Source organism: Pseudomonadales bacterium, from assembly GCA_024234435.1.
GTDB lineage: Bacteria > Pseudomonadota > Gammaproteobacteria > Pseudomonadales > Porticoccaceae > JACKOF01.
On the sequence record JACKOF010000003.1, the window covers coordinates 31,771 to 54,311 of the forward strand.

24 protein-coding genes are annotated in these 22,541 nt (G+C 49.6%); 13 read left to right on the forward strand and 11 right to left on the reverse strand.

The window, feature by feature from the left end; genetic code table 11:
• Positions 1–104: 104 nt before the first annotated feature.
• Positions 105–854: a tRNA (cytosine(32)/uridine(32)-2'-O)-methyltransferase TrmJ gene (trmJ, locus tag H7A02_12690; protein ID MCP5173114.1), complete on the reverse strand. Its 750-nt coding sequence runs from the start codon at positions 852–854 to the stop codon at positions 105–107.
• Between the two features lie 239 nt (positions 855–1,093).
• Here trmJ and H7A02_12695 point away from each other — a divergent pair, with 239 nt between their 5' ends.
• Both H7A02_12695 and H7A02_12700 read left to right on the forward strand, forming a co-directional pair.
• Entirely contained in the window at positions 1,094–1,897 is an 804-nt protein-coding gene (locus H7A02_12695; GenBank protein MCP5173115.1) for an inositol monophosphatase, read from the forward strand.
• A 240-nt stretch (positions 1,898–2,137) separates the two neighbouring features.
• On the forward strand, positions 2,138–2,467 hold the full coding sequence (locus tag H7A02_12700) for a hypothetical protein (protein ID MCP5173116.1): 330 nt from the start codon (positions 2,138–2,140) through the stop codon (positions 2,465–2,467).
• Between the two features lie 90 nt (positions 2,468–2,557).
• On the opposite strand, the gene H7A02_12705 is transcribed toward H7A02_12700, so the two are convergent.
• Genes H7A02_12705 through H7A02_12720 form a run of 4 tightly spaced genes read right to left on the reverse strand, consistent with a single transcriptional unit; the run spans position 2,558 to position 7,112 of the window.
• Complete coding sequence (locus H7A02_12705) at positions 2,558–3,814, reverse strand: valine--pyruvate transaminase (GenBank protein ID MCP5173117.1); 1,257 nt, start codon at positions 3,812–3,814, stop codon at positions 2,558–2,560.
• 58 nt (positions 3,815–3,872) lie between these two features.
• Entirely contained in the window at positions 3,873–5,300 is a 1,428-nt protein-coding gene (locus tag H7A02_12710; protein MCP5173118.1) for an aldehyde dehydrogenase family protein, read from the reverse strand.
• A gap of 22 nt (positions 5,301–5,322) precedes the next feature.
• Complete coding sequence (locus H7A02_12715) at positions 5,323–5,823, reverse strand: TlpA family protein disulfide reductase (GenBank protein MCP5173119.1); 501 nt, start codon at positions 5,821–5,823, stop codon at positions 5,323–5,325.
• On the reverse strand, positions 5,823–7,112 hold the full coding sequence (locus tag H7A02_12720) for a YihY family inner membrane protein (protein ID MCP5173120.1): 1,290 nt from the start codon (positions 7,110–7,112) through the stop codon (positions 5,823–5,825). The genes H7A02_12715 and H7A02_12720 overlap by 1 nt, the downstream gene beginning before the upstream one ends.
• Before the next feature lie 112 nt (positions 7,113–7,224).
• On the opposite strand from H7A02_12720, the gene arsC reads away from it, so the two are divergent.
• Genes arsC through nhaA form a run of 5 tightly spaced genes read left to right on the forward strand, consistent with a single transcriptional unit; the run spans position 7,225 to position 11,719 of the window.
• Entirely contained in the window at positions 7,225–7,569 is a 345-nt protein-coding gene (gene arsC / locus H7A02_12725) for an arsenate reductase (glutaredoxin) (GenBank protein MCP5173121.1), read from the forward strand.
• Positions 7,569–8,168: an NAD(P)H:quinone oxidoreductase gene (wrbA, locus tag H7A02_12730; protein MCP5173122.1), complete on the forward strand. Its 600-nt coding sequence runs from the start codon at positions 7,569–7,571 to the stop codon at positions 8,166–8,168. Before arsC ends, wrbA begins: the two co-directional genes overlap by 1 nt.
• Positions 8,169–8,193: 25 nt before the next feature.
• Positions 8,194–8,595, forward strand: coding sequence for a DUF2069 domain-containing protein (locus H7A02_12735; GenBank protein ID MCP5173123.1), 402 nt, complete (start codon positions 8,194–8,196; stop codon positions 8,593–8,595).
• Positions 8,596–8,626: 31 nt separating this feature from the next.
• Complete coding sequence (sppA, locus tag H7A02_12740; protein MCP5173124.1) at positions 8,627–10,504, forward strand: signal peptide peptidase SppA; 1,878 nt, start codon at positions 8,627–8,629, stop codon at positions 10,502–10,504.
• Between the two features lie 18 nt (positions 10,505–10,522).
• Positions 10,523–11,719 (forward strand): Na+/H+ antiporter NhaA, encoded by a 1,197-nt coding sequence (gene nhaA, locus H7A02_12745; protein MCP5173125.1) that lies wholly within the window; start codon positions 10,523–10,525, stop codon positions 11,717–11,719.
• A gap of 346 nt (positions 11,720–12,065) precedes the next feature.
• Here nhaA and hda read toward each other — a convergent pair whose 3' ends face one another.
• Positions 12,066–12,794 carry a DnaA regulatory inactivator Hda gene (gene hda, locus H7A02_12750; GenBank protein MCP5173126.1) on the reverse strand — a complete coding sequence of 243 codons (729 nt, stop codon included), beginning with the start codon at positions 12,792–12,794 and terminating at the stop codon, positions 12,066–12,068.
• Positions 12,794–13,870, reverse strand: coding sequence for a DUF2066 domain-containing protein (locus tag H7A02_12755; GenBank protein ID MCP5173127.1), 1,077 nt, complete (start codon positions 13,868–13,870; stop codon positions 12,794–12,796). Before H7A02_12755 ends, hda begins: the two co-directional genes overlap by 1 nt.
• Before the next feature lie 156 nt (positions 13,871–14,026).
• On the opposite strand from H7A02_12755, the gene purM reads away from it, so the two are divergent.
• The 6 genes from purM to H7A02_12785 all read left to right on the forward strand — a co-directional run bounded on the left by purM (position 14,027) and on the right by H7A02_12785 (position 19,146).
• Positions 14,027–15,127 (forward strand): phosphoribosylformylglycinamidine cyclo-ligase, encoded by a 1,101-nt coding sequence (gene purM, locus H7A02_12760; GenBank protein MCP5173128.1) that lies wholly within the window; start codon positions 14,027–14,029, stop codon positions 15,125–15,127.
• Positions 15,128–15,133: 6 nt separating this feature from the next.
• On the forward strand, positions 15,134–15,799 hold the full coding sequence (gene purN, locus H7A02_12765) for a phosphoribosylglycinamide formyltransferase (protein MCP5173129.1): 666 nt from the start codon (positions 15,134–15,136) through the stop codon (positions 15,797–15,799).
• A gap of 185 nt (positions 15,800–15,984) precedes the next feature.
• Complete coding sequence (locus H7A02_12770; protein ID MCP5173130.1) at positions 15,985–16,755, forward strand: DUF3108 domain-containing protein; 771 nt, start codon at positions 15,985–15,987, stop codon at positions 16,753–16,755.
• Between the two features lie 55 nt (positions 16,756–16,810).
• Entirely contained in the window at positions 16,811–17,101 is a 291-nt protein-coding gene (locus tag H7A02_12775; protein MCP5173131.1) for a CDGSH iron-sulfur domain-containing protein, read from the forward strand.
• 53 nt (positions 17,102–17,154) lie between these two features.
• Entirely contained in the window at positions 17,155–18,054 is a 900-nt protein-coding gene (locus tag H7A02_12780; protein MCP5173132.1) for a DUF3014 domain-containing protein, read from the forward strand.
• A gap of 156 nt (positions 18,055–18,210) precedes the next feature.
• Complete coding sequence (locus H7A02_12785) at positions 18,211–19,146, forward strand: SdiA-regulated domain-containing protein (protein ID MCP5173133.1); 936 nt, start codon at positions 18,211–18,213, stop codon at positions 19,144–19,146.
• A 476-nt stretch (positions 19,147–19,622) separates the two neighbouring features.
• Here H7A02_12785 and H7A02_12790 read toward each other — a convergent pair whose 3' ends face one another.
• The 4 genes from H7A02_12790 to H7A02_12805 all read right to left on the reverse strand — a co-directional run bounded on the left by H7A02_12790 (position 19,623) and on the right by H7A02_12805 (position 21,725).
• Entirely contained in the window at positions 19,623–20,024 is a 402-nt protein-coding gene (locus H7A02_12790; protein MCP5173134.1) for a DUF1232 domain-containing protein, read from the reverse strand.
• A gap of 90 nt (positions 20,025–20,114) precedes the next feature.
• Complete coding sequence (locus H7A02_12795) at positions 20,115–20,489, reverse strand: GNAT family N-acetyltransferase (protein MCP5173135.1); 375 nt, start codon at positions 20,487–20,489, stop codon at positions 20,115–20,117.
• A 314-nt stretch (positions 20,490–20,803) separates the two neighbouring features.
• Entirely contained in the window at positions 20,804–21,151 is a 348-nt protein-coding gene (locus H7A02_12800) for a DUF3024 domain-containing protein (protein ID MCP5173136.1), read from the reverse strand.
• Between the two features lie 82 nt (positions 21,152–21,233).
• On the reverse strand, positions 21,234–21,725 hold the full coding sequence (locus H7A02_12805; protein ID MCP5173137.1) for a hypothetical protein: 492 nt from the start codon (positions 21,723–21,725) through the stop codon (positions 21,234–21,236).
• Positions 21,726–22,541 lie beyond the last annotated feature (816 nt).

Sequence of the window (22,541 nt, forward strand, 5' to 3'; positions counted from 1 at the left end):
ATACCCTATTATGGTAAAAACCTAGTATTTTAGTCAAGTAATATGTTTCAGCAAGAAATACACGGTTTTGAAGCTCACGCAGCATTTCCCTGCAACCCTGCCGGTCACAGGTCTTTGAGTTTTCTGGCCGCATTTTTTACCGATGTCAGCACGCCTCTGAGAATAGACAGCTCCATTTCATCGAGCCGAATTCGCCCGAACAAACGACGCAGCCGGGTCATAGTTTGACGCGGGTTATCCTTGTCGTGAAAACCGATATCCACCAGGGCTTCCTCAAGATGCTGGTAAAACATTTCCAAATCCTGAACCTTGGCTGGCGGCACATCCCAATCATTTAGCGAAGGCAACTTTCCATCAGCATCGGCAAGGGAAGCCATTCGCGTTTCATAACATAACACCTGAACCGCCGCCGCCAGATTCAATGAGCTGTATTCAGGATTTGATGGAATATGCACATGATAGGTGCATTTGTGCAATTCATCGTTGGTTAAACCCCGATCTTCACGGCCAAAGATAATGGCAACGTCGTGCTCGGCCGATTCCTGCCAGACCCGTTCACCACACGCCCGAGGATGCATAAGCGGCCAGGGTATGCGGCGCCCTCTGGCACTGGTGCCAACCACCATTCCGCAATCACCAATGGCTTCATCCAGCGTCTCTACGACTATCGCATTATCCAACACATCCAGTGCACTCGCAGCACGCCACACCGCACGATCAGCGGGGTACTCTTTAGGTGCTACCAGGTACAAACGGGACAACCCCATATTTTTCATTGCCCGGGCAGCACCACCAATATTACCCGGATGCGACGTATTCACCAGCACAACTCGAATATTGTCAAAACTACCCATACTACCGAGACCTTAAACCAATATTAAAACGATTGTTTATACCGAAGCAGGTTTTCCTGATCGGATACTGCCGTAACAGCAAGCGTAAAAGGCCGCGGATTTTATCAGGATGCGAACACAAAAGCTCTCCCATGCACAAAATCACTCTGTTACAATGCCGCGCTTCTTGCCTCGGCTACAACTACGGCAACTTTGATACGGCAATATACGCTCACAACCTTTCAGGAATCAGGCTGACAATGGAACCCATGGTAAATATCGCCCTGCGCGCTGCACGCAAGGCTGGTGAGATGATCGCCCGCGCCTCCGATCGCACCGATTTGATTAAAATCGATGAGAAAGGCCTGAATGACTACGTCACAGAAATTGACCGAGCCTCGGAAAAGGAGGTGATTTACCACCTCCGAAAGGCCTATCCGGACCACTGCATCACCGGTGAGGAGTCAGGTTTTCTGAAAGGCGAAAACAGCGACTACGAATGGATTATTGATCCGTTGGATGGAACAACCAATTTCATCCACGGGATCCCTCATTTCGCCGTCTCAATAGGCTGTGTATACAAGGGTCGGCTGGAGCACGCCGTTGTACTGGATCCCATGCGCCAGGAAGAGTTTACCGCCAGCCGCGGTCGAGGAGCCTATCTGAACGGCAAGCGTATTCGGGTGAGCGGCCACTCAAAAATGGCTGGCGCCATCGTTGGCACCGGCATTCCGTTTAACAGCCCGTCGATTGATCACATGGAACCTTACCTGAAATGCCTGACTGAACTGGCAAGCCAGTCTTCAGGCATTCGTCGGTTGGGGGTTGCTTCGCTGGATCTGGCATATCTGGCTGCCGGTAGATTGGATACATTCTGGGAAATGAGCCTGAAACCCTGGGATATCGCCGCAGGACTCCTGCTGGTCAAGGAAGCGGGTGGCCTGGTAAGTGATTTCCAGGGTGGTGACCATTATATGGAGAGTGGCAATATCGTCTCCGCCACACCAAAGCTTTTCAAGCCGACGCTTCAAGTCGTACAAAAGCATCTCGGATACTTGAAGTAGGCAACTTATAACCGGTTCGACACTCACTGCTGGAAGTATGATCAAGCCATTTCTCAATGAAGCGATAAAAAAATTCATTCGATGCTGGCAAATTCGTGCAAACTGGGCTATCTATTAAGGTCTGGCAGATGAGATTATCAGGTATTCCGTCATCAGTATGACTCATCGCCCGTCAGATTTTTGCCGGTATCCTCAGAATCAGAAAAGGTGTACATCTTACGTTTAAGGAAGGCATAGAGCATGGAAGAAAAAGCAGCAATAGCAAAAAGGTTTCTGGAAGTCCGTAAAAACATCAACAAAGGCATCCCCCCTGCGAGTGAAGAGGAGTTCGCCGCTATTTATACACAACTGATAACCGGCTTCTATGGCACAATAAAGGCGACTGGCATAGGTTCCGAGCTGGGTATAATGATCAACTCTTTCGATAGTAAAACCGGGAATACCCGTCTGTTTTTATTTACACCTGCCAGGGAAGATCAGAATTTAAACTTCGAAACTGCAGCCACCACACCGGTAATGGACAAAACCTCACCGGATACATTTGGCGCAACGGTTTCTTATAGCTTCTAAGCTTTTTTAATATCCGGTTACCAGGCAATATCCGAATCATAAAAGGCATGGCCACCCACTGTCGACAATGGCGGCTCAACCGTTGGCAAGTCACCCTCGGAGGAAAGCAGCCCTTACTTCGTCAGCAATAATCTGCACCCCTTTTTTTATGCTCCCCGGGTCTTGAGCATAAGAGACCCGGATACACTCCTGCCTATGCTGCCAATCATCCTCAAGCCCCGGGAAAAACTGACAGCCAGGCACGACCAGCACACCTCTACTTTTAAGGCGTTCATAAAGCTCCATACTGGAAATGGGCATACCCTCAAACCAGAGCCACAGGAATATCGCCCCCTCTGGCGTGTGAATGCGGCAGGGCAAATCACTCATTGCATCGCGAAACCAGTTAAGTGTCTGCCACGCACGCTCCTGGTAAAACGCTGCCAGCGTTTTACGCCCTATTGTGAGAATTTCGCCGCTGGCAAACAATTGCTTCGCAATAGCGGGGCCAAAATTGCCGCAGGCGAGACTCAATACCGTATTGGCACGGCTGTAAGCCTCAACAATTTCTTCGCTGGCCACGATGATTCCCGTTCGGGTGCCTGGCAAGCCCAGTTTGGACAGACTCAAAACAAGTATCGTATTTTCATTCCAGAACGGCGTTGCATCGTTAAACAGAATACCAGGGAACGGCAGCCCATAGGCGCCATCAAGAATAAATGGAATATCATGTTCTCGAGCCAGCGTATCAAGACTGGCAATTTCGTCATCTGTCAGTACATTACCCGTCGGATTTGTCGGCCTCGATGCCGCCAGCGCTGCGATACCAGAAGTCAGTTTCAGATTTGAAAAGTCCACGTGATACTTGAAAAGATGATGTTCTATTTTTTCAATCGTCGGTCTGCTGGCAGAGAACATACCCGCCTCCACACCAATATCGCTGTACCCGATATACTCAGGTGTCACAGGCAAATGGATGGTTTTGTTCGAACCGTCAGTCTGCTTGCCCGCAAACATATTAAACAACACAAAAAAAGCACTCTGACTGCCATTGGACACGGCAACATTGCGCTCAGAGAGCTGCCAACCAAACTCGCGCCTCAACAGCTCTGCAACCTGTCGGCAAAATTCGGACTCCCCTTTGGGTGACTGATAGACACCAAACAGCTGGTGGCGTTGCTCGGGATCATCGAGAACTTCCTGCAGTCTGCGCTGAAAAACCTCTTCAACCGCCGCAAGCCGGGCCGGGTTACCACCGCCCATAAAAATCATTTGCGGGTTTTCACTGAGCGCATACGACAGGTCATCCATTAGCTCCACAATACCGGAGCGCCCCGCAAATTTTTCACCAAATTGAGATAACTTCACACTATATTTTCACTTGATTAACGGCCGTATTCATACATTCAGCCTTTACTTTCTCGTTTCAACCAACCGGATTGGCAATGGCCTTGATCTCGAGGTACTCCTCGAATCCAAAACGCCCCCACTCCCGGCCATTGCCAGACTGCTTGTAGCCGCCAAACGGGGCATCTATGGCCTGTAATGCCCCGTTGATATAAACCATGCCCGTCTTCAGCTTACGAGCCACACGATGCGCCCGTTCGAGGCTCCCTGATTGAATATAACTTGCCAAACCATAGGGCGTATCGTTGGCAATACGAATGGCCTCCTCTTCCTCACCATAGGAAATCATCGAAAGCACCGGCCCGAAAATTTCCTCGCGTGCAATGGTCATTCGGTTATCAACGTCGGCAAAAATGGTAGGCCGAACGAAATGCCCCTGAACCATACCTTCCGGCTTTCCCATACCACCTGCAATCAAGCGGGCACCTTCATCAATACCCTGCGCAATCAGCGACTGAATTTTTTCAAACTGTTGCCTGCTGACAACTGGACCAATATGGGTTCCTTCATCCGAGGAATGCCCGACAACCGTTGACTCGGCTACATTCCTGGCAATGTCTATTGCCCGCTCGTAACAGCTTACCGGCACCAGCATTCGCGTTGGAGAATTGCATGACTGCCCGCTATTGGCAAAACAACTGCGAACGCCGTGCGTGACTGCTTTTAACAAATCAGCATCATCAAGAATAATGTTGGCTGATTTGCCACCCAGCTCCTGGGTTACCCGCTTCACCGAGTCGGCAGCAGCCTTGGCCACAGCAACACCCGCTCTGGTGGAGCCGGTAATCGAGATCATATCCACACCCGGGTGTACCGCCAGCGCCTCGCCCACAACAGCACCCGCCCCGTCAACAAGATTGAACACCCCGGCAGGAAAATCCGCTTCATCAACCATCTCGGCAAACAGGTGTGCGCTCAAAGGCGCCAGTTCACTGGGCTTCAGTACAACGGTGCAACCGGTGGCCAACGCCGGAATCACTTTACAGGCCACCTGATTGATGGGCCAATTCCAGGGTGTAATCAGGGCGCAGACGCCAACCGGTTCTTTCAGTAGCGTGGTATTGCCCAGCTGAGACTCAAACTCATAACGACTCAGAACATCAATGGCCTGCTGCAGGTGCGCAACCCCCCGGGCAGCCTGGGTCGATCGCGCGAAAGTGATTGGCGCGCCCATCTCGACGGAAATAAGCTCGGCCATCTCGTCATAACGCGATTGATAAATAACCAGCAGTCTTTCGAGCAACTGAAGACGCTGCTCTCGACTGCTTTGTGAATAACACTCAAAGGCATTACGAGCAGCAGCAACGGCTCGGTCAGCATCTGCCACCGAGCCAATGGAGATCAAACCGACCTTTTCCTCTGAAGACGGATTTTCCACTTCAAAGTCAACCGCAGACAGCGGCTCAACCCAGCCACCATCAATATAAAACTGGCGACAATCTTTCATCATGATTTGCTGCCCTTAACCACTATTCGCCAACAGCCATTTCTTCCGGCAAGCTGGCGACCACATGCCTTAGGCTCCGCACTGACTGTGGCCCAAGCAACACTTGCTGGAATTTTCCTCTCCGGTCAATTACCAGTGTTTCCGGCAATACTCCGCTAGGGGTTGCATCAAAAACAGCCCGAGGGTCCTGCGTCAGCTGGGCAAAGGTAATACCCATCTTGTCAGCCTGCTCACGAAGTTCATCACCCGTTACACCGTCAAAGTTAACACCGAGTACCACCACCTGACCTGAAAACTCTTCCTGCAGCGCATTCAAAGCCGGAATTTCCTGGCGGCAGGGCGTGCACCACTCGGCCCAATAATTAATCAGCACAACCTTGCCCAACAGCCGGGAAAAGTCGATACGACTGCCGTCAAGTGTCTCATAGCCCGGTGGCGGCTCCTCGTCAGGCGTGCAGGCCACTGCTGCCAGCAACAGGACGCTCAGAAACAGTGTGCCCGCCCGTTTTTTACAGAAGCTCATTATTGCACCTCCTGTTCATTTACCCGTGACGGGTTCAAACCACCAAACAATTCTGCCAGGGTCGGTGAAAACAGTTCATTCAAATTCTGGTCAGCATTTTTCATCAGCTGAATCACACGGCTGCTCCAGGGATATTTCTGTAGTGACTCGGTAGCCTTCAAACCGGGCTGTTCAAATGTGCCCAGACCGGCGAATGACATCACATCAATCAATTTCAACTGACCCGGATCACGGGTCAACACATATCGACCCGAACTGGTTGCCACCAGCACATTCTGCTTCAGCAACATATCGCGTATCTGGCGCCAGTGCTGTTGTTCAATGCCCTCATCAAACATATCCTTGTCAGCAACCGACAACCCCTGCTGTTGCCGCTGCCAGCATTCCCATAGCACCACCAGCACAGCAATCAAATCCGGATAATCATACCCCCGCCAGGCACCCTTGAATGTTTCCATGGCCCTGACCAGCTCCGCTCCCGCCAGCACAATAATCCACATACAATAAATCCATATCAGAAAAACCGGCACTACAGCAAAGGCTCCATACACATTGGCGTAGCTGGAATTTGCTATTAGCATACCGAACGCCAGTTTTGCCAACTCGAAAAACACCATGGTGACAAAACCGCCGACCACAGCGTAACGCAGTGATACCTTGCAGTTTGGCACGGCCATAAACAACAGGGTGAATGCCAGCCAGGTCAACAACAGGGGCAAATACTCGAATACCAGTGCAACAAGTCCAAGACTGTCAACTTCATCCACTATCAACTGAAATGAAACCAGGTAGGTTCTCATCATCAGCCCCATACCCAGCAGCAACGGGCCAAGGCTGAGGATACCCCAGTAAAGCAAGAAGGCTGAGAGTCCCTTGCGACCGCCCGAAGCACTCCAGATGGTGTTAAATGTCTTTTCGATATTTGCCAGCATCAAGTAAGACGTTAGCACCAGAATAACCGCTCCCAGCGCAGACAGTTTGCGAGCCTGATTGGAAAATTCGGACAGGTACTGCTGAATCTCTGCGCCACTTTGCGGTACAAAGTTACTGAAGATCAACTCCTGAACCTGAACACCCAACCCCTGAAACGCAGGCACCAGCGAGAACATCGAATACATCAATGTCATAATCGGTACAACCGCAAACAAGCTCATATAGGTCAATGCAGCGGCGCTCTGACGGCAATCATCGGCGATAAAACCTCGCCACAAATGCTGTAAAAAATGTCCCGCAGCGGATAGCTGCTGTTTTGCATCCATACGGTTTACCCTGTACCTGTTCTCTGTCATTAGTCTCTGTTGTTGGCTCCCTACCACCTTAATATTCTGCCTCACCTTTATTCGAAGACAATATTCCGGCTAGAATGGCACCCTTCCCAACATTGTATGACATACCGAGACCATGGCCACTATTTATCACAACCCACGCTGTTCGAAATCCCGCCAGACCCTACAACTGCTGGAGGATAATAATATCCAGCCCGAGGTTCTTCTGTATCTTGAAACGCCACCCAACGCCAAAACGTTAAAAGACCTTCTCGGCAAATTGGGCATTTCTGCGCGCCAGCTGTTACGCACCGGAGAGGACGCCTACAAAGAGAACAACCTTGGCGACAAAACCCTCAGCGAAACAGATCTGATTAACGCCATGGTCAAGCACCCAAAACTGATTGAACGCCCTATCGTCGTCAACGGCAATAAAGCGGCTATTGGTCGGCCCCCGGAAATGGTACTGGAGTTATTTTGATGGCCTCGCCCTACGTGCTCGTTCTTTACTACTCGCGCACAGGCAGCGTGCGCAACATGGCCGAACACATTGCCACCGGTATAGAAAGAGCCGGAATGGAAAGTAGGCTCCGCACGGTACCTGCAGTATCACCTAACAATGAAGCCTGCGAACCCCTCATTCCTGAAACCGGTGATATCTACTGTACAGAAGATGACCTGACGCATTGCAGCGGCCTGATTCTCGGCAGCCCTACCCGGTTTGGCAACATGGCTGCACCCATGAAATTTTTTATCGATGGCACAGGAAGCCAGTGGCTAAATGGCAATCTGATTGGCAAACCTGCCTCGGTATTTACATCCACCAGTTCCCTTCATGGCGGCCAGGAAACGACCCTGCTGTCCATGATGTTGCCGCTGCTTCATCACGGCATGGTGATCGCCGGACTACCGTACAGTGAACAGGCGCTGCACCGCACCACCACTGGCGGCAGCCCCTACGGGCCAACGCATGTTGCCAAAGGTGAAGGCGATACCGCAACAATGCTGTCAGGCGATGAAATAGAACTCTGCCACGCTACCGGCAGCCGAATTGCCGAGCTGGCAAAAAAACTAGGCTAGGCTTTGCCTGCTGCGCGGTTATTCAATGAAACATATTACCAATCTATACCAGAAGCTTAACACCGCCCGCCTCGTAACACGGGCCAGTTTTGTGTTGCTGATTCTCGCTCTGATTGCCAACAGCCTCTACACAACGCAATCACTGGAATTGACTGGCAGCCTGACACTGCTCGTCATAACACTTTTGCCGTTGCTGATTTTTATACCCGGAATCATCAGGGAACATTACAAAAGTCTCTCCATGCTGTGTTTTGTGACACTGCTCTACTTTATTGTTGCAGTGACCAATTTATTTTCCCCAACCCGAAGCTCGTTTGATATTGTCGAAACAGTACTCATCGTTGTGTTATTTAACGCAGCCATGTTATTCAGCCGCTGGAAACAATATTCGCTCTACCAAACAAGCGACGCGACGAAGCAAGATTGAAAACTGAAGGGAAACGTTAAAGGAAACTAACATGAGTGAAAAACCCGGTGTAATTCGACGCATATTTTCCCTGATTGGCAAGATAGCCAGTGGTATTCGAACCCTGTTCAATCTGATCTTTCTGATTGTCTTTCTGATTATCATTGCAAGTTTCTTTCAGGAAACAGCACAACCACTGCCGGAAAAGGCAGCATTGAGACTGGCACTTGGCGGAGTACTGGTGGACGAAAAAACCCACTTGCCACCACTGGCCCAGCTGATGAACCCGGATAACCCTGTGGACTCGGAAACCCTGGTCAGCGACCTGATCAAAGCCATAGAAAAAGCGGCAACTGATGACCGGATTACCTCTCTGGTTCTGGAGCTGGATTATCTGGCGGGCGGAGGCATCAGCAAACTGGAAGAAATCGGCGCGGCACTGAACATGTTCAAGACCAGCGGAAAACCCATTATTGCCGTGGGTGACAACTTCAGCCAGGAGCAATACTTACTGGCCAGTTTTGCCGACGAAATCTACCTGAACCCGATGGGCACAGTGTTACTCACCGGCTATGGCAGCTACCCGAGCTACCTGAAAGATGCGCTCGACAAACTGAAGGTCAATGTCCATGTTTTCAAGGTCGGCACCTACAAGGACGCCATCGAACCTTTCACCCGCAACAGTATGTCCGAAGCTTCCCGCGAACATACCTCGGAATGGCTTAACAGTCTCTGGAATGTTTACACCAGTCGAGTTGAGCTGTCCCGCAATCTGCCCACCGATGCCATCGACGACTACGTCAATAATTTCGCTACCAAACTCGCCGCCAATAATGGCGACACAGCCGCGTTAGCCCTTGAAACCGGGCTGGTAGATCATATTGCCACACGTCCCGAAATGCTCAAACGGCTGCAACAAGTAGCAGGCAGCGACCACGACAAGGGCTATCAGCACATTGATTACAAGCACTACCTGAACATTCACCGCTCACTGACGATGTCTGCCAACGCCCTCACCCCGGAAAATCCATCGAAGCCCACCATTGGCGTTGTGGTCGCCAAAGGCACTATTATCGACGGGTTTGACCGGGACGGCAGTATTGGCAGCGATGACTTCAGCGCGCTGCTGCGCCAGGCACGCGATGAAAACCCTGCCGCACTGGTCATTCGTATCGACAGTCCCGGCGGTAGTGCCTTCGCCTCCGAGGTGATTCGCAACGAAATCGAACTGACCCGCAATAGCGGTATACCTGTCGTTGTCTCAATGGGCTCAGTTGCCGCTTCCGGGGGCTATTGGATAGCCACTGCCGCCAGTGAAATATGGGCCACTCCCACCACCATAACTGGCTCTATCGGTGTATTCGGCATTATCCCGACACTGGAAAACTCACTTGAATCACTGGGCATCCACAGTGATGGCGTTGGCACCACCGTGCTGGCCGATTTTTATCGCCTTGACCGGCCTATGTCTGACCAGGCAAAAGCCATTGTGCAGCAAAGCGTGGAAAACATTTATGAACGCTTTCTGAGGTTGGTCTCCGACGCACGAAACAGCTCGCCCGAAAACATTCACGCCATCGCCCAGGGGCGGGTGTGGACCGGCGAAAAAGCCAAAGAAATCGGGCTGGTAGACAACCTGGGCAGTATGAAAGACGCAATAGCAGCCGCTGCCAGGCTTGCTGGCACCAGTGACTACAATGTACGCACGATCAAGCCTCCACTCAGTTTTCAGGAACAACTGATTGAGGCCTTGTCAAAAAGTGAAGTCAGCATCACGGCCATGAACTTGACCCGACAGTGGTTGCCGCAATCCTGGGTGTGGCCGTTACAGTCCACCTCCAAGTCCATTGAACAGGCATTGCAACTGTTCTCGAAACTAAACGACCCGAGAGGGTTATATTTGCAGTGTTATGAATGCGCTGACCAATAACGGAAAATCATCAAAACCATGCAAAATCAGACCGGTTCACCTATCTCGGAGTTTTTAAGGGATTTTCAAAAAATGGAGAGTGCTGGCGGCATTCTCCTTTTTATATCAGCTGTGCTGGCATTAATCTGCGCCAACACCCCGCTCGTCGCCTACTACGAACTGTTGCTGTCAACACCTGTAGAAATACGTGTTGGCGCATTGGAAATTGCCAAACCCCTGCTACTGTGGGTAAACGATGGTCTGATGGCGCTGTTTTTCTTCCTCGTTGGCCTTGAACTGAAAAGAGAACTGGTAGAAGGCGAGCTGGCCGATAAACGCAATATCATTTTACCAGGCGTTGGTGCCATCGGCGGCATGTTGGCCCCCGCCCTGATTTACCTCTACTTCAATAGCGAGAATAGCGTTGCGCAAAAAGGCTGGGCAATTCCTGCAGCAACCGATATCGCTTTTGCGCTGGGTGTGTTATCGCTTTTGGGTTCCAGAGTACCCGTATCACTTAAGATTTTTCTCACCTCCCTGGCTATCTTCGATGACATCGGCGCAATTATCATCATCGCCTTTTTTTACACCTCTAAAATTTCCGTTACCGCATTAGTTATCGTGGCCTTGTGTATCCCCATCCTGGCACAATTTAACCGCCGCAATGTCGTTTCCAAAAGCCCTTATATACTGATTGGCATCGTTATGTGGATCGCCACACTGAAATCAGGCGTGCATGCCACCCTCGCCGGCGTCGTACTCGCCATGTTTATCCCCATACGCGATAAAAATGATGCCAGTATCTCCCCGCTGAAATATCTTGAACACGACCTGCACCCCATTGTCGCCTTCTTTGTATTGCCTGTATTTGCCTTTGCCAATGCAGGCATCAACTTCACCGGTTTAACTGCCGATCAGGTTTTACACGGTGTGCCAATAGGCATCGCTCTAGGGTTGTTCTTTGGCAAGCAAATTGGTGTTTTTGGACTCTGCTGGCTAACCATAAAACTTAACCTTACCCGTCTCCCAAACGGGATGAACTGGCGCTCGCTCTACGGCACAGCAGCCCTTTGCGGCATTGGCTTTACCATGAGTTTATTTATCGGTTCACTGGCATTCGAAGAAACCGGCGTCAACCTGTTCTTCGACGAAAGACTGGGCATTATCCTCGGTTCACTGGCCTCGGGGCTGGTCGGTTACTTTCTGCTTCGCAGCAGTCTTAAAGAACGCGTCTAAGGATGATGACAACTGAATAGACTATTGGATCCAATAACGTTGCCAGTCGTTGACAAAAAACCATCATGTCGAGGAAAGCCACTGGCAGATAGCCAATAGCAACCACTAAAATTATGGGTAGTGTTCAGTTGGCAGTGAATGACTGCGCACATAGACAGAAACGGCAAGAATCTAAACGAATATTTTTAATTGATGTGGTGTCACTTGAACCATTAGAGTCTTACATAGGGACTATGGATGCAGACGTTGATGCCATGACGCACGCTCTCGACGATGAATCGCAAATTGAAAAATATAAGACGACATTCAGACGCGGAGTAAAAATGCTAAGTAAACACGCTCTCTTTCACCACCCAAACGTCTTCTTTAAAAACGGTATTGTCAGCTTGCGCTTTTCATGTATGGCCAACTGTTCCAATGTATCGAGCTTACTCATCAGTTCGCTCATACCCCTGCCAGAATGTGTGATTAAATATCTGACTGGCTCATCGGCAAACTCCATACCTCGGCGCGCAGCCCGGAACTGGATGACGATGGCTTTCTGATCATCATCCAGTTCGGGTAGCTGGAAGACCGGCCCCCAGCCCAAACGCGACTCCAGATCGGCAAGTGTCAGCCCCAGATGATTCGGCGGATTTTCGGCACCCATCAGTAATTGACCGCCACTGTCGCGAACCCGGTTATAAAGATCAAATACTGCCTGCTGCCACTGAGTGTCACCCGCCAGACTCTGTATGTCGTCAAGACAAATCAGGTCCAGTTGTTCCAGGTTGTCAAACAATGGCTGCGGCGGGAACTCCAGCAGGTCTCTGAGAGGAAGATATTGAGCCTGGCGCTCCCGGCTTCTGGCATGCTGACAGGCTGCCTGCAACAGATGGGAAACACCGCTTCCCGGTTTACCCCACAATAAAACAGAACGCTCACTCAGTGGCACGTTGCCACCTTTAAGCAACTCAATAATCTGCTGGTGGAGATGACTCTCGACACAACAAAAATTATCAAACGTCGCCTGATCATTAAGACGCACAGGCAGGCTTAACTGCTGAGGTTCAGCGCCAGACAGACCATTAGCCATTACCTTGAACTCCAGCGAAACCGATACTGGTTAACAGCTGTCACACCGTAGGACTCGACCTCTGAAAACCGGGGGTCGCGCAGCAGTGTATCGAGTAGTAATTGCACGTCTCCGTCAACCAGTAACTGTAATGACAGGCGGTCACTCTCAACAGACTGGATCTTCACTTCTCGCACCACCTCGAGCGCCTCAAGATAGGCCCTGACATTGTTGAAGTCGTTAAATGACACAATATTTTCCAGCAACAACACTACCGGCTCGTCACGAAGCTGGGGAATGAATGCGTAATTGGCTGCCATATTATCCACCGCGTGATCAACTGCTCTGGCGATCAGCGCCTCTACTTCCGGTTCGGCAAAGCCTTGTAGCCGTGTCTTGCCCATACTGTTTAGCCAGCTTGTGCCACGCCACTCACCCTGCGATGTCTGATAGAGCCGGATAACCAACCAGTTTTCCGATTCGTAGCGCGCGGCAGCGCTCTTTAATACTTCGTCATTGAATTGCCATGCCTGATCCACCGGCACTGCCAGCCGGTCCTGCAAGTCCAGCAGTGGCCATCGGAGTGGCGCACTGCGGCGCGCCATATGGAACTCCAGATTCCGGGCCATTTCAGGGTATTGTTCTGCCTCAAGAAAGTGTTTGCCTGCATCAGCAGTATCAATCACCAGCCAGACCAGCAGCTCCGGCCGCGAAGCAGGCCATACCTGCAGTTGCTCTCGCCTCAGCAACCTGTCTACCTGTGGCTGCGCATATCGGACCGATAACGCAGACACCGGCTGGTCAGAACCCGGCACCACAATTTTGCTGTACCCTACTTCGGAAACATAGCGCCGGGCCCTGGCAAGGGCTTTCTGAACCCCGGCCTGTTGTAAAACAAGGCTGCTGCCTGAAACTTTGACCAGCACTTGCGATAAGCCTTCTTTCACGGCCATGTCTCGAGCCGCCTCGCTTTGGTCAGACACAGGCACCTGTGCAAGATAAATATCCTCAACCTGCACGCTATAGCCCATCATCGGGATCATGAAAATCAACAACACAGCCACTTGTGACAGTCTGCTGAATAAAAGTTTTGTCATGGAAAATAATTTATCAGGAATCATAGGCGGATTGTAACAGCAGCTTTCAAAATAGTGGGAGATTGTGTGCTTTTGTCGATCAGTCGGGCTAGAATACGCGCCTTTCCCGGCGCATCAATAGCCGACCTTACATTAACTGCCAACTTTGACCTTGATATGTCTGACAACTCTCCTTCAAATACAGCAAATGCCCCTTCTCGAAAATCTTCACCTGCTGCTTCCTTAAGCTATAAAGACGCAGGTGTTGATATTGACGCGGGTAACGCCCTTGTTGACCGTATAAAAAACGTAGCCGCTAAAACTCGCCGCCCTGAAGTGATGGCAGGACTGGGTGGCTTTGGCGCTCTGTTTAACTTGCCCACCGGCTATAAAGAGCCCGTATTGGTATCGGGTACCGATGGTGTTGGCACCAAGTTGCGACTGGCGATGGAACTGGGTATACACAACACCATTGGCATTGATCTCGTCGCCATGTGTGTTAATGATCTTATTGTCTGCGGTGCCGAACCACTGTTTTTCCTCGACTATTATGCAACCGGCAAGCTCAATGTCGATATGGCTGCGGCCGTCGTTGAAGGCATTGGCGCTGGGTGCCAGTTGTCTGGCTGCTCGCTGGTAGGCGGCGAAACCGCTGAAATGCCTGGCATGTACGAAGGCGACGACTATGATCTGGCCGGATTCTGCGTAGGAATCGTGGAAAAATCCGAATTGATTGACGGCAGTGCTGTTCATGTGGGCGATACCCTGATAGGTCTTGGCTCAAGCGGCCCTCACTCGAACGGTTATTCACTGATACGTAAAATCATTGAAATTTCAGGCACAGATATTCACAGCGAAAAACTCGGCGATACTTCCTTGGCAGAAGCTTTGCTGGCACCAACCCGGATTTACGTAAAGTCCCTGCAAGCGCTGATCGGTCACGCCCACGTGCCAGTTCACGCCATTGCTCATATTACTGGCGGAGGCCTACTGGAGAATATTCCCCGTGTTCTGCCCGAAAATGCCAAAGCGGTTATCGATGTCACGTCCTGGCAGCAACCTGACGTATTTAACTGGTTGCAGGAAAAGGGCAATGTAGATGCCACAGAAATGTACCGTACGTTTAACTGCGGCGTAGGCATGATTGTCTGCGTACCTGCCAATGTCGCAGAAACGGCCCTGGAAGTATTCAAACTGACAGGTGAAAAAGCCTTTATTATCGGCTCTATTGAGCACGCAAAACCTGATGAAGAACAGGTTATTCTGCAAGGTTTGTAAAGCACCATGAAGACAGCGACTTCACTACAGGATAAACCTCGCATCGTGGTTCTTATTTCTGGTAGTGGCACTAATCTGCAGGCATTTATTGATGCTATAGCAAACGGCTCGCTACATGCTGAAATTTCTGCCGTTATCAGCAATAAGAACGGCGTCAAAGGCCTGCAGCGCGCCAATAGCGCAGGCATTCCCACCGAGGTTATTGATCATCGCGCATACGAAAGCCGTGAAAGTTTCGATGCACAGCTCGCCGATTGCATTGAGCGTTACCAGCCTGACCTGGTCATTCTTGCAGGGTTTATGCGTATTTTGACGCCGGGGTTCGTCAATCGCTTTCTGGGCAAAATGCTCAACATACACCCCTCTTTGTTGCCCAAATATCAAGGCCTCAACACCCATCAGCGGGCTATTGAGGCTGGCGATAAGGAAGCCGGAACCACCGTACATTTTGTCACGCCGGAACTCGACGGCGGCCCCATTATCGTGCAAGCGCGCGTACCTGTAATACCGGGTGATAACGTCGATAGTCTCGCCGCCAGAGTACTGCTGGAAGAGCACAAGATCTATCCCATGGCGGCCGAGTGGTTCTGCCAGGGTCGTCTCGAATTAACAACGTCAGGCGTCACGCTGGATGGAAAAAGGCTACCCACCAATGGTTGCAGCTATGCTTAATCCGTCCCCAAACAGAGTCGGACAGGCGTAAATCGACACGAACATCATCTGCTTTAGCGATTGAACGATCCCGCCAAAGATTCGTCCAAGAACCCGACATCTGATTTATAATAAGACGAGGTCCGGCTGTGACCAACAGACTGAACCCATCAAATACTTTATCACGCACACCCAAGGGAAAGAGTATGTCGCGCTGGTTTTCTCATCTCCTGCTATTGGCTGTTTCATGCCTGATCAGTCTCCACTCCCCCGCCTCAGACTTCCAACTAACGCCTTATCAGCTGATCTACCGCGCTTCCTATAACGGCATGCCAATTGATGCCGACAGGCAGCTGCAACAACGGCCTGACGGCTCGTGGGAACTGGCGACCACTGCGAGCAACTTTCTGGCCAGCATTCGCGAGCAAGGCACCTTCGGCATTGATAAAAATGGCAGTATCCGCAACTACGGTTACCAATACAAACGCAGTGTTTTTGGCAAAAAGAAAACCGAAGATCTTGTGTATGATCACGCCAACAATACGGCCACCTACACCAGCGACAAGAAAACGCGCCAAGTTTCACTCGAGAGAGATTACCTGAATCGGTTGAGCTATCAGGTACAACTGCGCCGTGATCTTGCCAGTGGTGCCAAACAACTCGAATATCAGGTTATCAGCCGGGGACGACTCAAAACCTATCTCTTTGAAAAAGCCGGTGAGGAAATCCTGGAAACCCCACTGGGAGCAGTGAGGGCCATTCGCGTTGACCGGATTCGGGAAGACGATGACCGACAAACTGCTCTCTGGTTTGCTCCTGACCTGGATTATTTACTGGTCAAACTGTGGCAACGAGAGAAAGATGGAGAAGAATATGAAATATCGATTAAAGACGGTAACAGCCAGGGTATTTCACTGACAGAACACCTAAATAAATTATCTAAATCAATGAATTATGAAAAAATAGCCGTAAAATAAATCACTCGCAAGACAAATCACCGGTAAGACAAACAACCAGTAATGGGGGAAAGTTATGACCGAGTTTACTGATCAGTCAATTGCAGACACCGAAGACACCAGACCACAACCCTGCCTCGCCGGTCGAGAGCCCATTGAGGTTGAAGTCAAAGCAAATAAATCCTACTGGTGGTGCAGCTGCGGGCAAAGTAAAAAACAACCCTTTTGTGATGGTTCTCATAAAGGAAGCCACTTTTCTCCTCTTGAGTGGGTGGCAGAAAAAAACGGTAAAGTCGCTTTCTGTACTTGCAAACAGACGCCAAACCAGCCACTTTGCGATGGTACTCACTGCCAGTTCAACCCATAACAGTCGCAACTGCTGCAATAAACTACTCTTTGCTTCTAAACAGGTACCTGTATATGAACAACTTCGATAAAAACATGGCTGAACCTGAAAAACAGGCTCGCAAAGGCAGTCTGGTGATTGCCTCCCTGATCGTTGTAGCGCTAATCGGCACGGTAATTTTCGCTTTCATGAAACCCGATGAGGAGCCCGAAGACGTACCGGAAAGTCAGTTGAAGGAAGGCTGGTACGATGAGGTTCTCAGCCATCTGCCGCCAGAGCCCGAAATACCCGAACAGGCCCCTGAGGAAACTCCACCAGCTGCACCAGCCATCGTACTGCCTTCCCTCGATGACAGCGATGCTCTGGCACAGGAACAGATAACCCAGCTTAACCCTTCACACCAGCTGTTACCCTGGCTGGGTATTGAACATATTATTCGCCGCGCTGTTACTGTTGCTAATGGACTTGGGGAAGGTGTTATTCTCGGCAAACTGTTAAAAGTTCCTGGCCCCAAAGGGCAGTTCCGTGCAGATAAAACAGCAATTAAAGCTGGCGATAAGACAGAACCGCAGTACTGGATCAGCAAAGATAACTACCAGCGTTACGAATATCTGGTGAATGTGATTACCAGTGCTGATAAAGCCCGGCTGATTGACACCTACCGCTTGCTCCACCCACTCATGGAAACCGCATACGGCGAGCTGGGTGTGCCCGATCGCACTTTCGACGAAGTGGTCATCAACGCGATGGATCAGATTCTTGCAGCACCAAAACTGGATGCTCCGGCTCAACTGAAACTGACATCCGTCACCTACACCTTTGTTGATCCGACACTGGAGTCATTGCCACCTATACAGAAACTGCTGATTCGTATGGGGCCAGAAAACACCCGAAAGATACAACAGGCAGTACAGGAACTGCGCGCACAGATATTAAGCAAAGGCGGCGCACTCGGGCAAAAATCTGACCAGTAAACAAACCCTGCTCACAACCTGTTTCATGAATGCGGCTTGACCAAGCAGGAAGACAGAACGATCAGAACCTCTGTCTTCCTGCTGTCATACCTCTGACACAGCCATTTCATAACCAACGCTTAACCTGTCACCATCGTTACAACCGTGGTGATAAACATGGGTTCAACCTTCCTTCTGGCAGTCAGCCTGATCAACCACCTCGGTATCACGCTTGCACACACCCCCTCAGGTATTCGGCAAACAAAAATAAAAGGGAAACTCTGGTTATCACTGCTCATTCCCGGCGCCGCATTCGGTTTCGTCCAGATTAGCCTGCAAATGCCCGGCGGATATAGCAACCGGATAACCAACAACTACCATCTGGCTACACACCCCGTTCATATCCAGGGTGTGGACAAAAATGCTTCCGGCATCACGTTTAACCCCGATACCGAAACGCTGTTCGTTGTCATTAACTCACCCGAAAAATTACTGGAGCTGGATCGCAACGGCAATGTTTTTCGCCAGATTGCTCTGGTCGGTTTTCACGATACTGAAGGCGTCGTTTATTTAGGCAATCAGCAGTTTGCCATTATTGAAGAACGCCGCAACACGGTAGTATTAATCAACATTAACGATGACACCTCCACCATTGATCGCCACAGCCAAAGAAGTCTGTCACTTCCTCCTGCCGGAATCGGAAATAACAAAGGGCTGGAAGGCCTTGCTGCAGATCGCGTCAACAACCGCCTCTATATTGTCAACGAAAAAACCCCCAGGCAGCTGCTGCAAATTGACGGTTTCATAGACAACAGTTTGCAATTGTCTGTCTCCGAACCCTGGCGTCTGGAAGACAGCGCAATCAATGGTCGGGATTTTGCCGGTCTGCACTTTAACAACCAGAAAAACAGCCTGCTATTATTGAGCGAAGAGTCCAGACGCGTATATGAAGTGGACACTACCGGTAATCTAATTGAAGAAATATCCCTCAACAAAAATTCTTCAGGCCTGACAGAAAACATTCCCCAACCGGAAGGAATTACACTCGATAACCAGGGCAGCCTGTTCATTATCAGTGAACCCAACCTCTTCTACCGCTTTGACCGTAGCTGACACGTCTACCTGAATTCAAAGCGGGAAACCGGCGACTCTGATTCGACCCTATTCATTTATAAATCAAGCACCCTAACCACGGCTGTGGGTGGACACGGCTCATTAAACTGCCTGGATGCCTTATATCGCGCTCGGAACATCATCCCACTGCAGGCAGAAAAACCAAGTCGCTCAAAATATTGACTGGCCAGCAATGTCTTACCCTGTATGGGCATGCCTCATGGCAAAAGAACGGACAAGCCCTAAACTGATAATCGTATTCTTGTTTTTCAACAGCAACGAAGTGAGCAAGATAATCTTTACAGTCACTGACGGGAAGCTGGAACACCTAGTAACACCAGGATTCCCGCCAGGCCTGATAAAAGTGCTTGCCTCTATTTCAATATACTGCTCCTGTGGAGCCATAACACTCTAATAGCAGACGACAACGCAGGTAAAACAAGATCCTGGCTCCACAGTCGTTCCCCTGATTGTGTTTACCAGGTACCGTTGACACCAGCCATTAGCGGCAGCAGCCAAACCATAAAGCCAACCACTAATAAAAGCCAAATAATGATAATAATGGCAGCGGCTAGCCGGTTTTTCGGCAACTCTCTGGTTTGCTCCTGTGCTGCCTTCTGGCACTCCAGCCAAATATTTTGAGGGATAAGCCTTATTGCCAGCCAAATGCCTATTGGCAGCAATAGAATATCATCCAGATACCCAATTACCGGAATAAAATCTGGAATCAAGTCGATGGGGCTTAAAGCGTACGCCAGCACCATAACAATCATGATTTTTGCCAACGCTGATACCTTTGGATGACGTGACGCCAGATAAAGCGCGTAAGTATTTTTCTTTAAAGCGCTTGCCCACTGCGCCCACACCCCACGCCTCATCCAAACTGTCTCATGTACCTAACGCCACGCGCAGCCAGACCACAGGGTTCAGTGGACGGCCATAAGCCCAAAACAAATGGCTGCACGTTGTTATAAAACATTTAGTTTTTCACTGAAATGATAGCTAGCAATAGTAAGGCCTTGCCTAAAATAAAATTTATGGGCCTGATCTCTATGCGTACCCGAATCCAGATGGAGGTAATGGCACGCTGCATTGACAGCCTGGTCTCGCAACCAAGCCATCATTACTTCTCCATACCCTTTTGAACGCACGGTACTTGAAGTGACCAAATCATCTACGTAAAGATGCTTACCCATAAACAAATTTGAAGAAACCCGATATCCGGCTACAGCGACAACTGCCCCGTCACCTTTAAGATAAGCCAGTTGATAGCCATCCGCTTCCATATCTCTAACCTGTCGCAGGAATTCTTCGCGTTTAAGGTGTGGGCGAAGCTCCGCCATCACATCAAAGCAGCTTAATATCTCCTCATCTGTTATTGCCGTTTTTGGCACAAAACCTCCTTTTATTCAGCGTCAGTATCACGCCCTGAAAGGGCTGATTTCCAGCTCATCGTGCAGCCTGTTCGAACAACAAGCAATCTGACAAATAAAAATCATCTCATAATTTTTATCTCTAACACCGATAGCAAAAGTCGACGGAAAGGACATCCACCCAATTAACAGAGGGTATTCAGCTGACGCCGCAAATACGACCCGGAACGGAGAGGTGGCCCGGCCAGCTTTGCTGGCTATCGTGGTTGCTTGTTATGTGATTGCTATCCGAAGAAGCACCCATGCTTGTCCTCACTCACAACAGCCAAAAAATCTTCTAAGAACTCTACTTCAGGAACCGGCTGATAGGAATGCCATTTTAAATCTTGCCGCTGCCAGTAAATCTTCCATATCTTTGCTTTTTTCACATAAGTGGCTTTGGCAAACGGGATTTGCATTATTTTTTCTGGATTACCCCATTCCGGCCTTATTTCGAACATCTCGACACTCTGATTTTCGATACGATAACCAAAATCAAGCTGATTCCTTACGTGAGGTGGAGGCCGCTTAGCTTCCATAAATTTCTTTACTTCACGCTCACATCTTTTTTCTTCAAATTCACTTATTGCCATAAAGTTATCTCGCTCTCTACTTTCAACCTAGCGTCGCCATAATTTGTGGCGCGTCTTCTGCGCCATCAAATTGATGGCTTTCTTACGAATTTTCCTGAGCGTGGCAATCATAAACCTTGTCCCCATACATAGACTCATAAAGGATATAAATCCTAGATTTCGAAAGCGCAGCCACAATTTTATTATGCTGCGGCTTTGAAGTGCTATCGGGAAATCTGACCAAAAACCCTTGAAAACCTGGAGCAAGAAACGACTCCAATTGGGGGCAGTAAAATTCTACCCGTTCGTTTTCTAGTCCTAATCCATTCAAAAGGTCCCAATAGTCTTTTTTGGTTCGAACATAAAACTCTTTATCGTTGACTACCCATTTATAATTTAGAAATTTGGCCGGACCCAGTCCCACTGATTTAATTAAAACAGCTATATCTGAGTTTATCCGGGTATCAAATTCCACAGTTACGTGTGGCAAAACACTTAATTTGTTGTGCTTTCTTTGCAAGTACCCTTGCCAAATGCTCACTCCCAAAGCTGAAAGGGCAATAATGGCTGAGTTGACGGAAATCCATAACTCCATTTTTCTCAATTAGCTCCGTATTCGTAACGATTTAGCTCAGCGGCATCGCCTTGAGCGAAGCGATTGCGATGTCCGTCTGCAGCGACTTGTTCATTGCAAGGTGGGTGGGCATCCATAATTTTCTTTACTCCAATCTCGTTCTTATTAAGCTCGTTCGCAGCAGTAGTAAAGAACACTGACCTTGCAGCTGTAACGGACAAAGGGGTAGTGATAGTCAGGAAATCTTTGCCGCGCCAGCGGGTCACGGTAGCTGAAAAAGTATTCCTTATCTATCATCCTTATCCTATTGTTGTGTAGGTTATTTCTGTATTAGGTTGTCCGTTTTTTTCACGGTGATCATTGGAATACAGCTAAAAAATTTGTGTGCCTTTGCCTGGCAGCAATGAATAGTCCGTTAATGAGACCTTCGGCCTCATAATAATGATTGCCGGGCGGCCCGTGCAATATATTAGAGCGGCCCATATTTTCAACTTAACCAATTGATTATTAATCGTTTTTACAAGTAGGCTATATGCTTGTTTTTGTTAAGCTGGCCTTTCATATCTCTTCCCTGTTTTTTTGGAAAAACAATGGTGCACGCGTGCTGATACGGTATTTTTTAAATACAGACTTTAACGATGGCTGATTAACCCTTTCCCTGGTTGAATTAGAGGGTCTTACTGGCACTGCACGACAGCCGCGGCATGCTTGATTCTTGGCTTTACTGGATTAAACGCGATATCTTTTTTCATGGCAAGAGCCGCCCCATCTACTTTGGCTGCAGCAGGTAAGGAAGGAGGCTCGACTGTCTACCACCGTTTAGAGCACGCCTGAATC

Excerpts from the sequence above, each read along its gene's own strand:
- trmJ (MCP5173114.1), bottom strand. The coding sequence starts at position 854 with ATGGGTAGTTTTGACAATATTCGAGTTGTGCTGGTGAATACGTCGCAT.
- H7A02_12695 (MCP5173115.1), top strand. The coding sequence starts at position 1,094 with ATGGAACCCATGGTAAATATCGCCCTGCGCGCTGCACGCAAGGCTGGT.
- H7A02_12700 (MCP5173116.1), top strand. The coding sequence starts at position 2,138 with ATGGAAGAAAAAGCAGCAATAGCAAAAAGGTTTCTGGAAGTCCGTAAA.
- H7A02_12710 (MCP5173118.1), bottom strand. The coding sequence starts at position 5,300 with ATGAAAGATTGTCGCCAGTTTTATATTGATGGTGGCTGGGTTGAGCCG.
- H7A02_12715 (MCP5173119.1), bottom strand. The coding sequence starts at position 5,823 with ATGAGCTTCTGTAAAAAACGGGCGGGCACACTGTTTCTGAGCGTCCTG.
- H7A02_12720 (MCP5173120.1), bottom strand. The coding sequence starts at position 7,112 with ATGACAGAGAACAGGTACAGGGTAAACCGTATGGATGCAAAACAGCAG.
- arsC (MCP5173121.1), top strand. The coding sequence starts at position 7,225 with ATGGCCACTATTTATCACAACCCACGCTGTTCGAAATCCCGCCAGACC.
- wrbA (MCP5173122.1), top strand. The coding sequence starts at position 7,569 with ATGGCCTCGCCCTACGTGCTCGTTCTTTACTACTCGCGCACAGGCAGC.
- H7A02_12735 (MCP5173123.1), top strand. The coding sequence starts at position 8,194 with ATGAAACATATTACCAATCTATACCAGAAGCTTAACACCGCCCGCCTC.
- sppA (MCP5173124.1), top strand. The coding sequence starts at position 8,627 with ATGAGTGAAAAACCCGGTGTAATTCGACGCATATTTTCCCTGATTGGC.
- nhaA (MCP5173125.1), top strand. The coding sequence starts at position 10,523 with ATGCAAAATCAGACCGGTTCACCTATCTCGGAGTTTTTAAGGGATTTT.
- hda (MCP5173126.1), bottom strand. The coding sequence starts at position 12,794 with ATGGCTAATGGTCTGTCTGGCGCTGAACCTCAGCAGTTAAGCCTGCCT.
- H7A02_12755 (MCP5173127.1), bottom strand. The coding sequence starts at position 13,870 with ATGACAAAACTTTTATTCAGCAGACTGTCACAAGTGGCTGTGTTGTTG.
- purM (MCP5173128.1), top strand. The coding sequence starts at position 14,027 with ATGTCTGACAACTCTCCTTCAAATACAGCAAATGCCCCTTCTCGAAAA.
- purN (MCP5173129.1), top strand. The coding sequence starts at position 15,134 with ATGAAGACAGCGACTTCACTACAGGATAAACCTCGCATCGTGGTTCTT.
- H7A02_12770 (MCP5173130.1), top strand. The coding sequence starts at position 15,985 with ATGTCGCGCTGGTTTTCTCATCTCCTGCTATTGGCTGTTTCATGCCTG.
- H7A02_12775 (MCP5173131.1), top strand. The coding sequence starts at position 16,811 with ATGACCGAGTTTACTGATCAGTCAATTGCAGACACCGAAGACACCAGA.
- H7A02_12780 (MCP5173132.1), top strand. The coding sequence starts at position 17,155 with ATGAACAACTTCGATAAAAACATGGCTGAACCTGAAAAACAGGCTCGC.
- H7A02_12785 (MCP5173133.1), top strand. The coding sequence starts at position 18,211 with ATGGGTTCAACCTTCCTTCTGGCAGTCAGCCTGATCAACCACCTCGGT.
- H7A02_12790 (MCP5173134.1), bottom strand. The coding sequence starts at position 20,024 with ATGAGGCGTGGGGTGTGGGCGCAGTGGGCAAGCGCTTTAAAGAAAAAT.
- H7A02_12795 (MCP5173135.1), bottom strand. The coding sequence starts at position 20,489 with ATGGCGGAGCTTCGCCCACACCTTAAACGCGAAGAATTCCTGCGACAG.
- H7A02_12800 (MCP5173136.1), bottom strand. The coding sequence starts at position 21,151 with ATGGCAATAAGTGAATTTGAAGAAAAAAGATGTGAGCGTGAAGTAAAG.
- H7A02_12805 (MCP5173137.1), bottom strand. The coding sequence starts at position 21,725 with ATGGAGTTATGGATTTCCGTCAACTCAGCCATTATTGCCCTTTCAGCT.